General features: G+C 62.0%; 15 protein-coding genes. 14 read left to right on the top strand and 1 reads right to left on the bottom strand.

Translation table 11 applies throughout. The features are described from left to right. The first annotated feature begins 2 nt into the window (after nt 1-2). The 5 genes from HX817_RS28390 to HX817_RS28370 all read left to right on the top strand — a co-directional run bounded on the left by HX817_RS28390 (nt 3) and on the right by HX817_RS28370 (nt 6,217). Nucleotides 3-2,384, top strand: coding sequence for a TonB-dependent siderophore receptor (locus tag HX817_RS28390; protein ID WP_177021284.1), 2,382 nt, complete (start codon nt 3-5; stop codon nt 2,382-2,384). A gap of 3 nt (nt 2,385-2,387) precedes the next feature. Continuing rightward, a complete protein-coding gene (locus tag HX817_RS28385) occupies nt 2,388-3,068 on the top strand; it encodes a Fe2+-dependent dioxygenase (RefSeq protein ID WP_177041963.1) in 681 nt (226 codons plus the stop codon). Nucleotides 3,069-3,096: 28 nt separating this feature from the next. Then, nucleotides 3,097-4,212: an ABC transporter substrate-binding protein gene (locus HX817_RS28380; protein ID WP_177041961.1), complete on the top strand. Its 1,116-nt coding sequence runs from the start codon at nt 3,097-3,099 to the stop codon at nt 4,210-4,212. Nucleotides 4,213-4,373: 161 nt separating this feature from the next. After that, complete coding sequence (locus tag HX817_RS28375; RefSeq protein WP_177041959.1) at nt 4,374-5,432, top strand: iron ABC transporter permease; 1,059 nt, start codon at nt 4,374-4,376, stop codon at nt 5,430-5,432. After that, nucleotides 5,429-6,217, top strand: coding sequence for an ABC transporter ATP-binding protein (locus tag HX817_RS28370; RefSeq protein ID WP_177041957.1), 789 nt, complete (start codon nt 5,429-5,431; stop codon nt 6,215-6,217). Before HX817_RS28375 ends, HX817_RS28370 begins: the two co-directional genes overlap by 4 nt. 4 nt (nt 6,218-6,221) lie before the next feature. On the opposite strand, the gene HX817_RS28365 is transcribed toward HX817_RS28370, so the two are convergent. Then, a complete protein-coding gene (locus HX817_RS28365) occupies nt 6,222-6,773 on the bottom strand; it encodes a cysteine hydrolase family protein (RefSeq protein WP_003213677.1) in 552 nt (183 codons plus the stop codon). Between the two features lie 96 nt (nt 6,774-6,869). Here HX817_RS28365 and HX817_RS28360 point away from each other — a divergent pair, with 96 nt between their 5' ends. The 9 genes from HX817_RS28360 to HX817_RS28320 all read left to right on the top strand — a co-directional run bounded on the left by HX817_RS28360 (nt 6,870) and on the right by HX817_RS28320 (nt 17,532). Further along, nucleotides 6,870-7,514 (top strand): glutathione binding-like protein, encoded by a 645-nt coding sequence (locus tag HX817_RS28360; protein WP_177041955.1) that lies wholly within the window; start codon nt 6,870-6,872, stop codon nt 7,512-7,514. 233 nt (nt 7,515-7,747) lie between these two features. After that, entirely contained in the window at nt 7,748-10,189 is a 2,442-nt protein-coding gene (locus tag HX817_RS28355; protein WP_003213673.1) for a penicillin acylase family protein, read from the top strand. A 199-nt stretch (nt 10,190-10,388) separates the two neighbouring features. Beyond that, nucleotides 10,389-11,393, top strand: a complete 1,005-nt coding sequence (locus tag HX817_RS28350) for a ligase-associated DNA damage response exonuclease (protein ID WP_003213671.1) — start codon at nt 10,389-10,391, stop codon at nt 11,391-11,393. Further along, a complete protein-coding gene (locus tag HX817_RS28345; RefSeq protein WP_008432132.1) occupies nt 11,390-13,024 on the top strand; it encodes an ATP-dependent DNA ligase in 1,635 nt (544 codons plus the stop codon). Before HX817_RS28350 ends, HX817_RS28345 begins: the two co-directional genes overlap by 4 nt. A 329-nt stretch (nt 13,025-13,353) precedes the next feature. After that, a complete protein-coding gene (locus HX817_RS28340; protein ID WP_134325838.1) occupies nt 13,354-14,133 on the top strand; it encodes a transporter substrate-binding domain-containing protein in 780 nt (259 codons plus the stop codon). 57 nt (nt 14,134-14,190) lie between these two features. Then, nucleotides 14,191-14,919: an ABC transporter permease gene (locus HX817_RS28335; RefSeq protein ID WP_008432134.1), complete on the top strand. Its 729-nt coding sequence runs from the start codon at nt 14,191-14,193 to the stop codon at nt 14,917-14,919. Continuing rightward, nucleotides 14,916-15,626, top strand: a complete 711-nt coding sequence (locus HX817_RS28330) for an ABC transporter permease (protein ID WP_003209532.1) — start codon at nt 14,916-14,918, stop codon at nt 15,624-15,626. Before HX817_RS28335 ends, HX817_RS28330 begins: the two co-directional genes overlap by 4 nt. 9 nt (nt 15,627-15,635) lie before the next feature. Further along, a complete protein-coding gene (locus HX817_RS28325; RefSeq protein WP_177041953.1) occupies nt 15,636-16,754 on the top strand; it encodes a succinylglutamate desuccinylase/aspartoacylase family protein in 1,119 nt (372 codons plus the stop codon). Between the two features lie 13 nt (nt 16,755-16,767). After that, entirely contained in the window at nt 16,768-17,532 is a 765-nt protein-coding gene (locus tag HX817_RS28320) for an ABC transporter ATP-binding protein (RefSeq protein ID WP_008432141.1), read from the top strand. The last annotated feature ends 160 nt before the right edge of the window (nt 17,533-17,692 follow it).

The following is a 17,692-nucleotide window of genomic DNA, read 5'->3' as shown; positions in this document are numbered from 1 at the left end:
GAATGCCATTGCCTACCCCGCGCGCCCTGTCGCTGCAATCTACCCTTGCGCCGATGTTCGGCCTGCTTGCCGCCGGCAGCGTTTCTCCCACCGCCTGGGCCGATGCGCCGGTGGCGGCGTCGAATGATTCAGTGCTGAGCCTGCCGGAAATCAAGATCGACGGTGAAGCCACTTCCACCTTTAAAGTCGACCGGGTGACCTCGGCAAAAATCAGCCAGCCGCTGCTTGATGCCCCGCAAAGCGTAACCATCGTCCCGCAGCAAGTGCTCAAGGAGCAAAACGCGCAGACCTTGCAGGAAGTGTTGCGCAACGTGCCGGGCATCACCTTCATGTCCGGCGAAGGCAACCTGGGCTGGGGCGACCTGTTTTCGATTCGCGGGTTTTCCTCGGAGCAGAGCCTGACCGTCGACGGTGTGCGCGATGCCGGCCAATCGACCCGCACCGACACCTTCAACCTGCAACAGGCAGAAGTGTTCAAGGGCACCGGCTCGATCGAATCCGGCGTTTCCGCGGTAGGCGGCAGCGTCAACCTGGTGAGTAAAGAGGCGCACCTGGGGGATGCCAACAAACTCTCGGCCGGCATCGGCACCGACAGCTACCGCCGCCTCACCGGCGATTTCAACCAACAACTGAATGACACCACCGCCCTGCGCATCAACCTGATGAAGCACTACAACCAGGTGGCCGAGCGTGACGACGTGGACTACGACCGCTGGGGCATCGCGACCTCCCTCGGCTTCGGCCTGGGCACCGACACCCGCCTGTTTATCGACACCTTCTACCAGAAGGACGACAACACGCCGGACGGCGGTGTGCCGATCCAGCGCGGCACCGACGGCGACCGCATGCCGGGAGTCAAGCGCTCCAACTGGTATGGCGACTCGCACCTGTACACCCAGCAGACCAAAACCACTTCGCTGACCACCCGCTTCGAGCATGATTTCGACTGGAACGAAGCGACCCTGAAGAACCAGACCAAGTGGGAGCGTACCGACAACTTCGCGGTGCTCTCGCCCGCGCGCTTCTTCGCCGCCAACGGCAATGGCCAAAAAACCTGCACCGGCACGCGCTGTGCGACCTTGGGCTACACCGGCGTAGGACCGATCAGCCAAGTGCCCGGCAGCACGGTAAATGCCTACCCGGGATACGCCAACAGCGGTAACACCGCCTACGGTATTTTGCGAGGGAGCGACTTCGGCCAGTCGACGCGCTACACCATCCTCGACAACCAGACCGACTTCGCCTTCAAACTCAATACCGGCGGGCTGGAACACGCGGTGGTCAGCGGGCTCGAGTTCTATCACGAGACCTACGGCGGCCTGAAACGCAACGCCGAAGTGCCAGCCGGCGACCTGTTCTTCGACATGAACGACCCGAACCACAGCTTCGCCAGCAGCGAAGTGACCAAGGGTGAAGGCCAGCCACGCTCAGTGATCGACAACGCCGGCATCTACCTGGGTGACACCATCACCCTGAATGAACAGTGGCAAGTGCTCGGCTCCCTGCGCTACGACAACTGGCAGGCCAAAACCACCCAGCGTGGCCAAGCGTCCATCGACAGCACCGACGGTGCCGTGAGCGGCCGGGTCGGCGCGGTGTACAAGCCGTTGCCTAACGGCAGCATCTACGTGTCCTACAGCGAAGCGGCACAACCGTCAGCCCTGGGTGCGTCGACCAACAACCAGATCTACGGCGCCGCGAGCACCAGCAACTACACCCCGGCCAAGTCGAAGACCTACGAGATCGGCACCAAGTGGGACATTGCCCACGACCTGCTGAACGTCACCGCCGCGATCTTCCGCACCGAACTGGACAACTCCTGGGAATACCAGGACGGCGAAAGCGCTCCGGTACGCGCCCTCCCCGCCAAGCGCGTAGACGGTGTGGAACTGGGCCTGCAAGGCAATATCAGCCCGCGCTGGACGGTGTACAGCGGGTTCTCCGCGCTGAAAAGCACCCAGACCAAAGGGGCCAACAAAGGCGAGGAAGCCAAGAACGTTCCCGACCTGACCGCCAACCTGTGGACCACCTACGCCGTCACCGACGACCTGAGCCTGAGTTACGGCGCGCAATACGTAGGACGCCGCCGCTACAGCGACAACAAATACGTCGGCGGCCTGAACAACAACAGCAGCTACGCCACCGGCCCGTCCGGCGTGTACGCGATCTACACCCGCGACCACGAAAAGGCGCCCGGCTACTGGCTCAACAACGTGGCTGCGCAATACAAAGTGACCAGGCAAACCACGGTCAACCTCAACCTGAACAACGTGTTTAACAAGTTCTACTACAGCCAGATCGGCGCGTCCCTGGACGGCTTCCAGCTCTACGGCATTCCGGGCGCCGGGCGCACGCTCACCGCCAGTGTCGACTATGAGTTTTAAGCCGTGCTGATCGAAATCCCCGGCCTGTTGAGTGCCGAAGAAGTCGCGGTGGCCGTCGCCACCCTGCTCGATCAACCGTGGGTCGACGGCAAGGTCACTGCCGGGCAACGCTCGGCCATGGCGAAAAACAACCGGCAGCTGTCGGAAGACGCGCCGGTAGCGATTCGCCTGGGTGAGCAGATTCTGTCGCGGCTGTCGGACAACGCGCTGTTCATGTCCGCCGCCCTGCCGAAGAAAATCTACCCGCCGCTGTTCAACCGCTACAGCGGCGGCGAAGCCTTCGACTGGCATATCGACAATGCGATTCGCGGCCTCAAGGGTGTGCGCGAACGGGTGCGCACCGACATCTCCGCCACCTTGTTCCTGGCTGATCCGGCCAGCTACGACGGCGGCGAACTGGTGATCCGCGACACCTTCGGCGAGCACGCGGTGAAGCTGCCCGCCGGGCACCTGCTGATTTATCCCGGCAGCAGTTTGCACAAGATCAACCCGGTCACCCGCGGCGAGCGCATCGCCAGTTTCTTCTGGGTCGAAAGCCTGGTGCGCGAAGACGGCCAGCGCCAACTGCTGCTGGACATGGACGTGGCGATTCAACGCCTCACCGCGCAACACGCCGACGACCACGCGCTGCTGCAACTGAGCGGCGCCTATCACAACCTTTTGCGGCGCTGGAGCGATGTCTGATGCGCCGCCTTCACCTGGAGTTCTCGCCATGCTGAAACCCCGCAACTTCCTCAAGCTGGGCGCGCTGTTTGCCGTGCTGATCCTCGGCCACGCCGAAACCGCCGCCGCCCATGAAGTCACCGACGTGCTGGGCCGCAAGGTCGAGGTGCCAGACCACGTGCAGCGCGTGGTGCTCGGCGAAGGCCGGCTGATTTCGGCCTTTGCCTTGCTGGACAAGGACGCGCCATTCCAACGGATTGTCGGCTGGCAGAATGACTTGAAACTGTTGGACGCCCACACCTATAACGCCTACGTGGCGAAATTTCCGACGGTAAAAGACATTCCGCTGATTGGCCAGGCGTCGGAGCAAAGCGTCAGCGCCGAGGAAATTCTTTCGCTGAAACCGGACCTGGCGGTGTTCAGCATTTCCGGCCATGGCCCGACTGAACACAGCCCGGTGGCGGACGTGTTGGCCAAGGCGGGCATTGCAGTGTTGTTCGTCGACTTCCGCATCAACCCGGTGCAAGGCACCCACGCCAGCATGACCGCCCTGGGCCAGGCCCTGGGCCGGGAAACCCAGGCCAAGGCGTTCCTCGACTTTTATGACCAGCACATCAAGGTGATCACCGACGCCGTCGCCACCTTGCCGGCCGGGCCGCGCCCGAGCGTGTTCCTGGAATTGCTGGCCGGCGCCTGGCAGGCACCGGGGCACACCACTGGCAAGAGCGGCATGGGTGAAGTGATCAAGCTGGTGGGCGGGCGCAACATCGCCGCCGACGTGGTGCCGGGGGCGCTGGGAGATATCAGTGTCGAGTACGCGCTGAAGGCTGACCCGGATGTGTATGTGGCCACCGGCAATCACAAGCCCGGGTTGATTCTGGGTGCTGGCGAGAGCAACGAAGACGCGCGTGCCGCGTTTGACGCCGTGCTGGCCCGCCCTGAGTTTGTGAACCTTCGGGCGATTCGTGAGGGCAATTCCCACGGTCTGTGGCATGACTTCTACAACTCGCCGTACAACCTGCTGGCGATTGAAGCGCTGGCCAAGTGGGTGCATCCGGAATTGTTCGCCAAGCTGGATCCCAAGGCGACCATGGAAGCGATGAACCAACAGTTCCTCGGCATGCCGCTGCAGGGTGCTTACTGGATTGATGGCAAGGCCAAGTAACTAAGGCTCACAACCCATTCCCTGCCTGGACACGGTTCCTGTGGGAGCTGGCTTGCCTGCGATAGCGGTGTTGGATTCACCATCGCCATCGCAGGCAAGCCAGCTCCCACACTGACCGTGTACCGGCAGGGATTTTCGTCGTTTTCAAGGCTGCGAATCCAATGACCACTCAAACCCTCGACCTCGCCACCGCCACCCAAGGCTATCGCCGCCTGCTCGCGCGTCGTTGCTGGCTGCTGGCCCTGCTGGGTGGCGCGCTGATGTGCGCGATCCTCGTGGACCTGGCCAGCGGCCCGTCGGGCATGGGCCTTGGCGCCCTGCTCGATGGCTTGCTGCACCCCGCCCACCTGAGCGCCACCGACCAGGTGATCATCTGGAACGTGCGCCTGCCCTACGCCTTGATGGCGGTGTTGGTCGGTTGCGCGCTGTCGCTGGCGGGCGCCGAGATGCAGGCGATCCTTAACAACCCGCTCGCCAGTCCATTCACCCTGGGGGTTTCCTCGGCGGCGGCGTTGGGCGCGTCCCTGGTGATTGTGTTTCCGGTGACGACGCTGTGGGTGTCGGCCAATACGGCGATTTCCATTTCGGCCTTTGTGTTTGCCGCCGCTTCGGTCTTTTTGCTGCAAGCCATGTCGCGCCTGCGCGGTGCCGGGGTGGAAAGCCTGGTGCTGTTCGGGATTGCCCTGGTGTTCAGTTGCAACGCGGTGGTCGCCCTGTTGCAACTGGTCGCCACCGAAGATGTGCTGCAACAACTGGTGTTCTGGACCCTGGGCAGCGTGACCCGGGCCAACTGGGACAAGCTCGGCATCCTCGCGTTGGTGGTCGCCGTGGTCATGCCCTTTTCCTTCGCGGCCGCGCCACGCCTGACCCTGTTGCGCATGGGCGAAGACCGCGCGCAAAGCTTCGGTGTCGATGTGAAGCGCCTGCGGTTTTTCTCGTTGTTGCGTATCAGCCTGCTGTCGGCCACCGCCGTGGCGTTTGTGGGAACCATCGGATTTATCGGCCTGGTGGGTCCGCACATCGCGCGGATTCTGGTGGGTGAAGACCAGCGCTTCCTGCTGCCGGCCAGCGCGCTTGTCGGCGCGTTACTGTTGTCGCTGTCATCCATCGCCAGCAAGCTGATCATGCCCGGGGTGATCGTACCCGTGGGTATCGTCACCGCGCTGGTGGGCGTGCCGATTTTCGTGTTGCTGGTGTTCAAGCGCGGGAGGCAGTTATGAGCAGCGGGCTGTCGATTCAGAACGCCCAGGTCAGCTATGGCCGGCGCCAGATTGTGCATGACCTGAGTTTGCCAACCTTGGCCCACGGCAGCCTGACCGCGTTGATCGGGCCGAACGGTGCGGGCAAGTCGACGTTGCTGCGGGCGGTGGCGGGGCTGGAAAAGATGCAGGGCGTTGTCAGATTGGGTGACCTGGACCTGACGAAAATGTCCGTCGGTGAACGCGCCCGGCGCGTGACCTATATGCCGCAAAACCTTCCGCCGGGCTTGAGCCTGAGTGTGATGGAAAGCGTGATCGCGGCGCTGCGGGTGGCGAACGTCGAGAGCATTGCGCTTTCAAGCGACGCGTGCATGCGCGAGGCCTTTGATGCGTTGCAAAGGATTGGCATCGCTCATCTGGCGGATCAGCTATTGAGCACGTTATCCGGCGGCCAGCGGCAACTGGTCAGCCTGGCGCAACTGATTGCGCGCCGGCCACAGGTGATGCTGCTGGATGAACCCACCAGTGCGCTGGACTTGAACTACCAGTTGAAGGTCATGGATTGCGTGCGCGAACTGGTGCGGGAACACAACCTGATCGCCGTGGTGGTGCTGCACGACATCAACCTCGCGGCGCGCTATGCCGACCATATCGCGGTGCTGCGCCAGGGCCGGCTGTACGCCAGTGGCGCGGCGGATGACGTGCTGGATACGGCGCTGTTTGCCGAAGTCTATGGTGTGCGGGTACGCATCGAGCGATGCTCACAACAAACGTTGCAGGTGTTGGTGGACGGCGCCGTAACCTGACCCCCTACGGGAGGAGGGTTTCTGAAGAGATGACGGTGGCGTACTCGCCGTGCAGGTTGCCCAACGACATGGCATGTACCGCCTGCGCCGAATGCATCTGCCCGAAAAAGTCCGCCTTGTCGAAGGTGTAGCAGGCATCTTCGATAACCCACGTCTCAAACCCCAGGTTGCCGGCACTGCGGGCCGTGGCCTCCACCGAGTTATGGGTGGCCACGCCCACCAGCACCACTTGCCGAAGCCCGGCCTCACGCAACCTCGCTTCCAGCCCCGTCCCACAAAATGCGTCCGGCACCCGTTTCTGGATCAACTGCTCACCCGCCTGCGGAATAAACGCGTCCTGAAACTCCACCCCCGACTGCTGCGGCCAGAACACCGATTCCGGTGAATGGGACAGATGCTGCACATGAATCACCGGCCAGCCTTCGCGCCGCCAATGCGCCAGCAACGCCAGCATGCGCGCCTCGGCGTGCGGATTATTGCGCCGTCCCAGCCTGGGATGGTGAATGCCTTTTTGCTGGTCAATCAGAATCAACGCTGCGCCCGCACGAATTTCCATATCGATAGACCCAAATGTTTCATTGAATTTTCGTCACCCTAACATTACCTATACCTACAGGCATTCGCTCAAGCGTCACCACCCTTGGAGAGCTTCATGATCGACCTGTATTACTGGACCACCCCCAACGGTCACAAAGTGTCGTTGTTCCTGGAAGAAGCCGGCCTGCCTTACGAGGTGCACCCGATCAACATCGGCCAGGGCGACCAGTTCAAGCCCGACTTCCTGAAGATCGCCCCCAATAACCGCATCCCGGCCATCGTCGATCAGAACCCGACCGACGGCGGCGCGCCGATTTCCCTGTTCGAATCCGGCGCAATCCTGCTGTACCTCGCGGAAAAAACCGGCAAGTTCATTCCCCAGGACCTGCGTGGTCGTCAGGAAGCGCTGCAATGGCTGTTCTGGCAAATGGGTGGCCTGGGGCCGATGGCCGGCCAAAATCACCACTTCAGCCAGTTCGCCCCGGAAAAGATTCCCTACGCGATCAAACGCTATGTGGATGAGACCGCCCGCCTGTATGGCGTGCTGGAGCGGCGCCTGGCCGACCGCACGTTCGTGGCCGGCGAGGAATACAGCATTGCCGACATGGCGATCTACCCGTGGATCGTTTCCCACAAGTGGCAGAGCCAGAAGCTGGAAGACTTCCCACATGTAGAACGCTGGTTCAACCACATCAAGCAACGCCCGGCGACGGTGCGTGCCTATGAGCTGGTGCAGAAGGTCAATCCGCCAAAATCCTGAAGGTCAACGGGATCAAAGTGTGGGAGCGGGCTTGCTCGCGAATGCGGTGGATCAGCCACAACTCTTTTAGCTGATACACCGCATTCGCGAGCAAGCCCGCTCCCACACTGATTTGTGCCCGACTAGAAACCTTACGCAAATCCTGAAATAAGCATCGCCTCCCGCTTGCGTCGTTTCGCCGCGCTCACTAACGTAGCGCCTTTACTGACGCTACCCCCCGCAGGAGCTTTGCCATGGCCTCGCCAGCCCTCTCACACTTTCTTCCCCGGTTCGGCGTTGCCGCGGCAATTGCCAGTGCCTTGGGCCTGGCCGGTTGCCAGTTACAGAGCACCCAAGACACCCTGCCTCCGGTTTCCGGCGTACAGCCGATCAAGGGCCTGGCGCAGAACGTTTCGGTGCGCCGCAACAGCCAGGGCATCCCGCTGATTGAAAGCAGCACCTTCCACGATGCGCTGTTCACCCTGGGCTACGTGCACGCCAGCGACCGCATCACCCAGATGGTCACCCTGCGCCTGCTGGCCCAGGGCCGCCTGGCGGAAATGTCCGGGCCGGATGTGCTGGATGTCGACCGTTTCATGCGGGCGGTCAACCTGCGCAAAAGCGCCGGCGAGCTGTATAACGCCTCGTCGCCGCGCCTCAAGCGCTTCTTTGAAGTGTATGCACGCGGGGTCAACGCCTACCTGTTCCGCTACCGCGACAAGCTGCCGCCAGACCTGGCCCAGACTGGCTACAAGCCTGAATACTGGAAGCCGGAAGATTCGGCGCTGCTGTTCTGCCTGCTGAATTTCAGCGAGTCGACCAACTTGCAGGAAGAGCTGTCGTCATTGGTGCTCGCGCAAAAAGTCGGTGCCGACAAACTCGCCTGGCTGACCCCGAGCTACCCGGATGAACCGCTGCCAGTGGCCGAGTCCGACAAGCTCAAGGGCATCAACCTGGGCCAGATCCCGGGCCTCGCTGCGCTGACCAGCCTCAGCGAGCACCTCGGCACCCTCAACACCCTGGGCACGTCCAGCTCCAGCAACTGGGCGATCGGCCCGCAGCGCAGCCGCAGCAACAAGAGCCTGCTGGCCAATGACCTGTCGACCTCGATGCAGGCCCCGTCGCTGTGGAACTACGTGCAGATCCGCTCGCCGAAATACCAGGCCGCCGGTGTGTCCATCGCCGGTTTGCCAACCCTGCTTTCCGGCTTCAACGGCAAGGTGGCCTGGAGCATGAGCCAGGTCTCGGGTGACACCCAGGACGTATTCCTGGAGAAGGTCAAGCGCCAGGGCAACGCGCTGTACTACGAAAACAACGGCAAATGGCTGCCCGCCATCGTGCGCAATGAAACCTACTTCGCCAAGGGCCAGCGGCCGATTCGCGAAGCGGTGTACGAAACCCGCCACGGGCCGCTGCTCAACAGTGCCCAGTCGCTGACCAGCGGCTACGGCCTGGCGTTGCAAACCGCCGATTTCAAGGACGACAAGAGCCTGGACGCGTTCTTCGACCTGTCCCGTGCGCAAACCGCCGGTAAAGCGTCTGACGCCACCCGGGAAATTCGCGCAATTGCCTTGAACATGGTCTTCGCCGACGCCAGCAGCATTGGCTGGCAAGTGACCGGGCGGTTCCCCAACCGCCGTGAAGGCGAAGGCCTGGTGCCATCGCCGGGCTGGGACGGGCGTTTCGACTGGGATGGCTACGCCGACGCGATGCTGCACCCCTACGATCAGGACCCGGCCCAGGGTTGGATCGGCACGGCCAACCAGCGCACCATTCCCCGTGGCTACGGCATGCAACTGTCCAACTCGTGGGCCGCGCCGGAACGCGCCGAACGTATCGCGCAACTGGCCGGCAGCGGCAAGCATGACAGCCGCAGCATGATTGCCATGCAGTACGACCAGACCACCACGTTTGCCGCCAAGCTCAAGAGCATGTTCCAGGCGCCGGGCATGGCCCAGCCGCTGAAACAGGCGATCGATGGATTGCCGGTGGCAGACCAGGCCAAGGCGCGGGAAGCACTGGGCCGCCTGATGGCCTTCGACGGTCGGCTGGCATCCACCTCCGCCGACGCGGCGATTTATGAGTTGTTCCTGCAGGAAAGCGCCAAGCAGATTTTCCTCGACGAACTCGGTCCGGAAAACAGCGCCACCTGGAAAGCCTTCATCGGTAACGCCAACCTGTCGTACTCGGCGGTGGCCGACCACCTGCTGGGGCGCGAAGACAGCCCGTTCTGGAATGACGCCCGCACCGGGCAGAAAACCGACAAGCCGGCGATCCTCGCCCGCAGCCTGGCCGCCGCGATCACCGCAGGCGACAGCGCGCTGGGCGCCGATCACAAGGCCTGGCAGTGGGGCAAACTGCACAGCTACACCTGGAAGAACACCAGCGGCCAGGCCATTCGCGGCCCACTGGCCGCGGGCGGCGATCACAACACCCTGAACAGCGCACCGTATAGCTGGGGCCAGAGTTTCGACACGACCCAGGTGCCGGCGCTGCGGATGATTGTCGACTTCGGCCTGGCGGAACCGATGATGGGCCAAAGCGGCATCGGCCAATCCGGCAACCCGGCCAGCCCGAACTATGCCAATGGCATCGACCCGTGGCTGAAGGCGCAATACCTGAGCTTCCCGATGCAGCCACAGAACTTTGACGGGGTGTACGGGAAGACGCGGTTGACGCTGGTGCCGGGCAAGTAACCCGGTTTCCCTGACTCAACCGGATCAAAATGTGGGAGCGGGCTTGCTCGCGAAAGCGGCGGATCAGTCACCAGATCTATTGACTGACACACCGCATTCGCGAGCAAGCCAGCTCCCACATTTGATTGCATGCATTCCGATAGAACTTCTCCACCCGCCCCCGCCTCATAATTAACAAGCCCACCTCCACGGCACGCCCATGGACCTTGTTATCGCCCGGCCCGAAGGCCTCTACTGCCCCGCCGGGGATTTCTACATCGACCCCTGGCGCCCGGTGGAACGTTCGGTCATCACCCACGCCCACGGCGACCACGCCCGCACCGGCAACCAACACTACCTGGCCGCAGCCCCCGGCGAAGGCATCCTGCGCTCGCGCCTCGGCCAGGACATCAACCTGCAAACCCTGGCCTACGGCGAAAGCCTGCGCCACCACGGCGTCACCTTGAGTTTCCACCCCGCCGGCCATGTCCTCGGCTCCGCCCAGGTGCGCCTGGAATACCAGGGTGAAGTCTGGGTCGCCTCCGGCGACTATAAAGTCGAGCCCGACGGCACCTGCGCGCCGTTCGAACCGGTGCGCTGCCATACGTTTATCACCGAATCGACCTTCGGCCTGCCGATCTACCGCTGGCAGCCCCAGGCGCAGATTTTTGCCGGGATCAACGACTGGTGGCAGGCCAATATCGCCGCCGGCAAGGCGAGCGTGTTGTTCTGTTATTCCTTCGGCAAAGCCCAGCGGATTCTCCACGGCATCGACGCCAGCATCGGCCCGATCCTCAGCCATGGCGCGGTCGAACCCTTGAATCGGGTGTACCGCGAAGCTGGCATCTATATCCCTGAAACCCTCTACGCCGGCGACTTCAAAAAGACCGACCCTTTGTTGCGCCAGGCCCTGATCATCGCCCCGCCCTCCGCCGGTGGCAGCACCTGGATGCGCCGCTTCGGCGACTACAGTGACGCCTTCGCCAGCGGCTGGATGCGCCTGCGCGGAACCCGGCGGCGGCGCGGCGTGGATCGCGGCTTTGTGCTCTCGGACCACGCCGATTGGCCCGGACTGTTATGGGCCATTGAGCAAACCGGTGCCGAGCGGGTAATGGTCACCCACGGTTCTGTGGGCGTATTGGTCAGGCACCTGCGGGAAAAGGGCCTGGATGCCCAGGGATTCACCACCGAATACGGCGATGACGAAGAGGAGGCCACGTCATGAAAGCCTTCGCCGAGCTGTACGCCAACCTCGACGCCACCACCTCCAGCAACGCCAAGCTCGCCGCCTTGCAGGCTTATTTCCTACAGGCGCCCGCGGAAGATGCTGCGTGGGCGGTGTACTTTTTATCCGGCGGCCGGCCCCGACAACTGGTGCCCACCCGGTTGCTGCGGGACATGGCCACCGAAGCCGCGAGCATTGAGCCGTGGCTGTTCGAAGAGAGTTATCAGTCGGTAGGGGACCTGGCGGAAACCATTTCCCTGCTGTTACCGGAATCGCCCCACACCTCGGACGATGGTCTGGCCGTGTGGCTGGAAGAAAAACTCCTGCCCTTGCGTGGCCTGCCGCCAGAAGAACTGGCAGAACGCCTGCCCGCGTTGTGGGCACAGCTGGATCAGCCGAGCCTGATGCTCTGCATCAAGCTGATCACCGGCAGCTTCCGGGTCGGTGTGTCGAAGTTGCTGGTCACCCGCGCCCTGGCCGCCATGGCCGGGCTGGACAGCAAACGCGTGGCCCAGCGGCTGGTGGGCTACACCGACCTGTCGAACCGTCCGACGGCCGAAGGCTATTTGAAGCTGATTGCCGCCGAATCGTCCGACGAACACGCCCAGCGTGGCGGGCAGCCTTATCCGTTTTTCCTGGCCCATGGCCTGGCCCAGCCGGTGGAACAGTTCGATGCCTTGCTCGGCTCCCCTGCTGACTGGCAAGTGGAATGGAAGTGGGACGGTATCCGCGCACAACTGGTCAAGCGCGAAGGCCGCTTGTGGGTCTGGTCTCGGGGCGAAGAACTGGTCACCGAGCGCTTTCCGGAGCTTCATGACCTGGAAAACAGCCTGCCCGATGGCACGGTGATCGACGGCGAAATCGTGGTGTGGAAGGACTCGGTGCAACCCTTCGCCCTGCTGCAACAGCGCATTGGCCGCAAGACCCTGGGCAAGAAAATCCTCGAAGACGCGCCGGTCGCCGTGCTGGCTTATGACCTGCTGGAACACCACGGCGAAGACTGGCGCAACCACACCCAGGCCGAACGCCGGGCGCAACTGGAGCTGGTGGTCAGCGACTGCGACCAGCCAACGTTGCGCACGTCGCCAGTGCTGATCGGCGATAGCTGGCAAGACTTGGCAGAGCAGCGTGAGGCGTCCCGCAGCCTGGGCGTGGAAGGCATGATGCTCAAGGCCCGGGACGGGCTCTACGGCGTGGGCCGGACCAAGGACATGGGCGTGTGGTGGAAGTGGAAAGTCGACCCGTTCAGTGTCGATGCCGTGCTGATCTATGCCCAGCGCGGCCATGGCCGGCGCGCCAGCCTGTACAGCGACTACACCTTTGCGGTGTGGGACGGCCCGCCCGGTACTGAGCGTACGTTGGTCCCGTTCGCCAAGGCGTATTCCGGGCTGACCGATGAGGAAATGCGCAAGGTCGACGCCATCGTACGCAAGACCACCGTGGAGAAATTCGGCCCAGTGAGCAGCGTCACGCCGAGCATGGTGTTTGAACTGGGTTTTGAAGGGATTGCCCTGTCCAAGCGGCACAAGAGCGGAATTGCGGTGCGTTTCCCGAGGATGTTGCGCTGGCGCCAGGACAAGGCCGTCGAGGAAGCCGACAACCTGGCGACCCTGCAGGATTTACTGGCCTGACACGTCTCTCACCAACGCCACCGATCAATGTGGGAGCGGGCTTGCTCGCGAATGCGGTGTGTCAGTCAATACATGTACCGACTGATCCACCGCATTCGCGAGCAAGCCCGCTCCCACATTTGAAAACCTCACACGCCCCAAAATAATGCATAGATTGATCAATGCCCATTTTCGGGCATTTCCTACTGGCACAACTCCTTAATCTCACCTTTTAAAACGACCATTCGGAACTATGGTGCAGAAATTGCTACTTGAGTCCGGTCTGACACCGTTCAGTAACAGTCCTAACCGCGCCACAAGCGCTTATCTTGGTTTCCAGGGATTACATAATGAAAAAAGCATTGCTGACCCTTTCTGCACTGGCTCTGTGCATGGCCGCCGGTTCCGCGCTGGCCAAGGAATACAAGGAATTGCGTTTTGGTGTCGATCCGTCCTACGCGCCATTTGAGTCTAAAGCCGCTGACGGCAGCCTGGTGGGCTTCGATATCGACCTGGGCAATGCCATCTGTGCCGAGCTGAAGGTCAAGTGCAAGTGGGTCGAAAGTGATTTCGACGGCATGATTCCAGGCCTCAACGCCAACAAGTTTGACGGCGTGATTTCCTCGATGACCGTGACCGAAGCCCGTGAAAAGGCGATCGACTTCTCCAACGAGCTGTTCTCCGGCCCAACTTCCCTGGTGTTCAAAAAGGGCGCGAACTTCTCCACGCCTGAGTCCCTGAAGGGTAAAACCGTGGGCTACGAGCAAGGCACCATCCAGGAAGCCTACGCCAAGGCCGTATTGGACAAGGCCGGTGTCACCACCAAGGCCTACGCCAACCAGGACCAGGTGTACGCCGACCTGACTTCCGGCCGCCTGGACGCTTCCGTGCAGGACATGCTGCAAGCCGAACTGGGCTTTTTGAAGTCGCCAGCCGGTGCTGACTACGAAGTCAGCAAGGCCATCGACGATCCACTGCTGCCGTCCAAAACTGCGGTCGGTATCAAAAAAGGTAACAAAGACCTCAAGGCCTTGTTGGATAAAGGTATCAAAGCGTTACACGATGATGGCACCTACGCCACCATCCAGAAGAAACACTTTGGCGATCTGAACCTGTACAGCGGCAAATAATGCCTGGGGCGCCCTTCCTCTGGAGGGGCGCTTTTTTATCGCCATAGGTCCTGATTTATGTTCGAAGATCTTTTGCAAACCCTGGGGCTCAGTGCCTTCAGCTTGAAGGGTTTCGGCCCGCTGTTGCTGCAAGGCACCTGGATGACCGTCAAGTTGTCGGTGTTCTCCCTGGCCGTCAGCGTGTTGCTGGGCCTGCTCGGGGCTACTGCCAAACTGTCCAGCCTGCCGTTCCTGCGGATTCCCGCGCAGATCTACACCACCCTGATTCGCGGCGTGCCCGACCTGGTGCTGATGCTGCTGATTTTCTACAGCCTGCAAATCTGGCTGACCAGCTTTACCGACTTTATGGAATGGGACTACATCGAGATCGACCCATTCAGCGCCGGGGTGATCACCCTGGGCTTTATCTACGGTGCGTATTTCACCGAGACCTTTCGCGGCGCGATCCTCGCCGTGCCCCGTGGCCAGTTGGAGGCCGCCACGGCCTACGGCCTCACGCGTGGCCAGCGGTTTCGTTTCGTGACCTTCCCGCAGATGATGCGCTTCGCCCTGCCGGGCATCGGCAATAACTGGATGGTGATGCTCAAGGCCACGGCACTGGTGTCGATCATCGGCCTGGCCGACTTGGTCAAGGCCGCGCAGGATGCCGGCAAGAGTACTTATCAGCTGTTCTATTTCCTGGTGATCGCCGCGTTTATCTACCTGTTGATCACCAGCGCGTCCAACTTCGTCCTGCGCCGCCTCGAACGGCGCTACTCCGCAGGCTCCCGGGAGGCAGTGCGATGATCGAACTTATCCAGCAATACTGGCGCCCCTTCCTTTATAGCGACGGCCAGCACATCACCGGGCTGGCCATGACGATGTGGCTGCTCAGCGCGTCGATCTTCATCGGCTTCCTGGTATCGATCCCGCTGTCCATTGCGCGGGTGTCGCGCAATCGCTGGGTGCGCTGGCCGGTGCAGTTCTACACCTACCTGTTTCGCGGCACGCCGCTGTATATCCAGCTGCTGATTTGCTACACCGGGATCTACAGCATCGCGGCGGTTCGCGCGCAGCCGGTGCTGGATGCGTTCTTTCGCGATGCGATGAACTGCACCATCCTCGCCTTCGCCCTCAACACCTGCGCCTACACCACGGAGATTTTTGCCGGGGCGATCCGCAGCATGGCCCACGGCGAAGTCGAAGCGGCGAAAGCCTACGGCCTCAGCGGCTGGAAGCTGTATGCCTACGTGATCATGCCGTCGGCCCTGCGCCGCTCGCTGCCGTACTACAGTAATGAAGTGATCCTGATGCTGCACTCGACGACGGTGGCCTTCACCGCGACCATCCCGGATATCCTGAAAGTCGCCCGGGACGCCAACTCGGCCACCTACATGACCTTTCAATCATTCGGTATCGCTGCGCTGATCTACCTGACCGTGACCTTTGCCCTGGTCGGTCTGTTTCGTCTGGCGGAGCGTCGCTGGCTGGCCTTTCTCGGCCCCAGCCACTAAGGAGCCTTCATGCGTCATCAGATTCATCCACTTGTGGCGCCGGTGCCGGGCACGGAGCGACAAATCCACAGTTTCCACTTCGGGCCGGAGCAGGCCGAAGGCAAGGTCTACATCCAGTCGTCACTGCACGCCGACGAATTGCCGGGCATGCTGGTGGCCTGGCACTTGAAGGCGCGCCTGGCGGAGCTGGCTGCGGCCGGCCGCCTGCGCAGCGAGATCGTGCTGGTGCCGATCGCCAACCCGACCGGCCTAGAACAGGTGTTGATGGACATCCCCCTGGGCCGCTACGAGCTGGAAAGCGGGCAGAACTTCAACCGCCTGTTTGTCGACCTGTCCGACGAGGTTGGCAATCAAGTCGAAGGCCTGCTGGGAGATGATCCTGCGCACAACGTCGAACTGATCCGCGATGCGCTGACCATGGCCCTGGCGGCGCAAACGCCCGTCACACAACTGGAATCCCAACGCCTGGTGCTGCAACGACTGGCGTGTGATGCCGACATGGTGCTGGACCTGCACTGCGACTTCGAAGCCGTGGCGCACCTGTACACCACCCCCGAAGCGTGGCCCCGGGTGGAGCCGCTGGCGCGCTATATCGGTTCGGAAGCCAGCCTGTTGGCCACCGACTCCGGCGGGCAGTCATTCGATGAATGCTTCACGCTGGTGTGGTGGCAATTGCAGCAACGATTTGGCGAGCACTTCCCGATCCCGATGGGCAGCTTTTCGGTGACCGTCGAGTTGCGCGGCCAGGGCGACGTCAACCACGGCCTGGCCAGCCTCGACTGCCAGGCGATCATCGATTACCTGATTCACTTCGGCGCAATCAGCGGCGAGCCGGCACCGCTGCCGGAATTGCCCTACCCCGCCACACCGCTGGCGGGCGTCGAGCCGGTGGCCACACCCGTGGGCGGCTTGCTGGTATTCAGCGCGCTGCCTGGGGAATACGTGGAAGCCGGGCAACTGATCGCCGAAATCATCGACCCCATTTCCGACCGCGTAACGCCAGTGCATTGCCGCAATGCCGGGCTGCTTTACGCTCGTTCGCTGCGGCGCATGGCCACTGCCGGGATGGTCATTGCCCATGTCGCAGGCACTGAAGCCTATCGCAGCGGCTACCTACTTTCGCCTTGAGGATGCACGCCCCATGTACAAATTGACCGTTGAAGGCCTGCATAAAAGCTATGGCGACAATGAGGTGCTCAAAGGTGTCTCGCTCAAGGCCAGGACCGGTGATGTGATCAGCTTGATCGGCGCCAGTGGCTCGGGCAAGAGTACCTTTTTGCGGTGTATCAATTTTCTTGAACAGCCGAATGACGGCGCCATGACGCTGGATGGGCAGCAGATTCGCATGGTCAGTGACCGCCATGGGATGCGCGTGGCGGATGATGCTGAGTTGCAGCGCCTGCGTACGCGGTTGGCGATGGTGTTTCAGCATTTCAATCTGTGGAGCCACATGAGTGTGCTGGAGAACATCACCATGGCGCCGCGCCGGGTGCTGGGTTGCAGCAAGAAGGACGCCGAGGATCGCGCTCGCCGGTATCTGGACAAGGTGGGGTTGCCGGCGCGGGTGGCCGGTCAATATCCGGCGTTTTTGTCGGGTGGCCAGCAACAGCGGGTGGCGATTGCCAGGGCGCTGGCGATGGAGCCGGAGGTGATGCTGTTTGACGAGCCGACTTCGGCGCTGGACCCGGAGTTGGTGGGTGAGGTGTTGAAGGTGATCCAGGGTTTGGCTGAGGAAGGCCGGACGATGATCATGGTGACCCATGAGATGAGCTTTGCGCGCAAGGTGTCAAGCCAGGTGCTGTTTTTGCACAAGGGGTTGGTGGAGGAACAGGGTGCGCCGGAGGATGTGCTGGGTAATCCGAAGAGCGAGCGGTTGCAGCAGTTTTTGAGTGGGAATTTGAAGTAGCCCGCAGGGGTTGGGTGTATATCCGTTATTTAGGTAACGGCCACTTATGGTTCCGCTCTTACAGCGGCTCACTTTTGAACAGCGCAAAAGTAAGCAAAACGCTCTTGCCCCACCACTCGGCACCTCGCCTAGGCTCGGTGTGCCCTCACTCCGGCTTTGG

Origin of the sequence: Pseudomonas sp. C6002, from assembly GCF_013385805.1 — a bacterium.
In the GTDB taxonomy this organism is placed as follows: Bacteria; Pseudomonadota; Gammaproteobacteria; order Pseudomonadales; family Pseudomonadaceae; genus Aquipseudomonas.
Note: the sequence above shows the minus strand (reverse complement) of the source record. Positions and strands in the feature narration are given on the sequence as shown.

Coding starts and splice junctions, on each gene's coding strand:
- HX817_RS28350 (WP_003213671.1), top strand. CDS start 10,389: ATGGACCTTGTTATCGCCCGGCCCGAAGGCCTCTACTGCCCCGCCGGG.
- HX817_RS28360 (WP_177041955.1), top strand. CDS start 6,870: ATGATCGACCTGTATTACTGGACCACCCCCAACGGTCACAAAGTGTCG.
- HX817_RS28345 (WP_008432132.1), top strand. CDS start 11,390: ATGAAAGCCTTCGCCGAGCTGTACGCCAACCTCGACGCCACCACCTCC.
- HX817_RS28335 (WP_008432134.1), top strand. CDS start 14,191: ATGTTCGAAGATCTTTTGCAAACCCTGGGGCTCAGTGCCTTCAGCTTG.
- HX817_RS28320 (WP_008432141.1), top strand. CDS start 16,768: ATGTACAAATTGACCGTTGAAGGCCTGCATAAAAGCTATGGCGACAAT.
- HX817_RS28365 (WP_003213677.1), bottom strand. CDS start 6,773: ATGGAAATTCGTGCGGGCGCAGCGTTGATTCTGATTGACCAGCAAAAA.
- HX817_RS28370 (WP_177041957.1), top strand. CDS start 5,429: ATGAGCAGCGGGCTGTCGATTCAGAACGCCCAGGTCAGCTATGGCCGG.
- HX817_RS28330 (WP_003209532.1), top strand. CDS start 14,916: ATGATCGAACTTATCCAGCAATACTGGCGCCCCTTCCTTTATAGCGAC.
- HX817_RS28340 (WP_134325838.1), top strand. CDS start 13,354: ATGAAAAAAGCATTGCTGACCCTTTCTGCACTGGCTCTGTGCATGGCC.
- HX817_RS28390 (WP_177021284.1), top strand. CDS start 3: ATGCCATTGCCTACCCCGCGCGCCCTGTCGCTGCAATCTACCCTTGCG.
- HX817_RS28355 (WP_003213673.1), top strand. CDS start 7,748: ATGGCCTCGCCAGCCCTCTCACACTTTCTTCCCCGGTTCGGCGTTGCC.
- HX817_RS28375 (WP_177041959.1), top strand. CDS start 4,374: ATGACCACTCAAACCCTCGACCTCGCCACCGCCACCCAAGGCTATCGC.
- HX817_RS28380 (WP_177041961.1), top strand. CDS start 3,097: ATGCTGAAACCCCGCAACTTCCTCAAGCTGGGCGCGCTGTTTGCCGTG.
- HX817_RS28325 (WP_177041953.1), top strand. CDS start 15,636: ATGCGTCATCAGATTCATCCACTTGTGGCGCCGGTGCCGGGCACGGAG.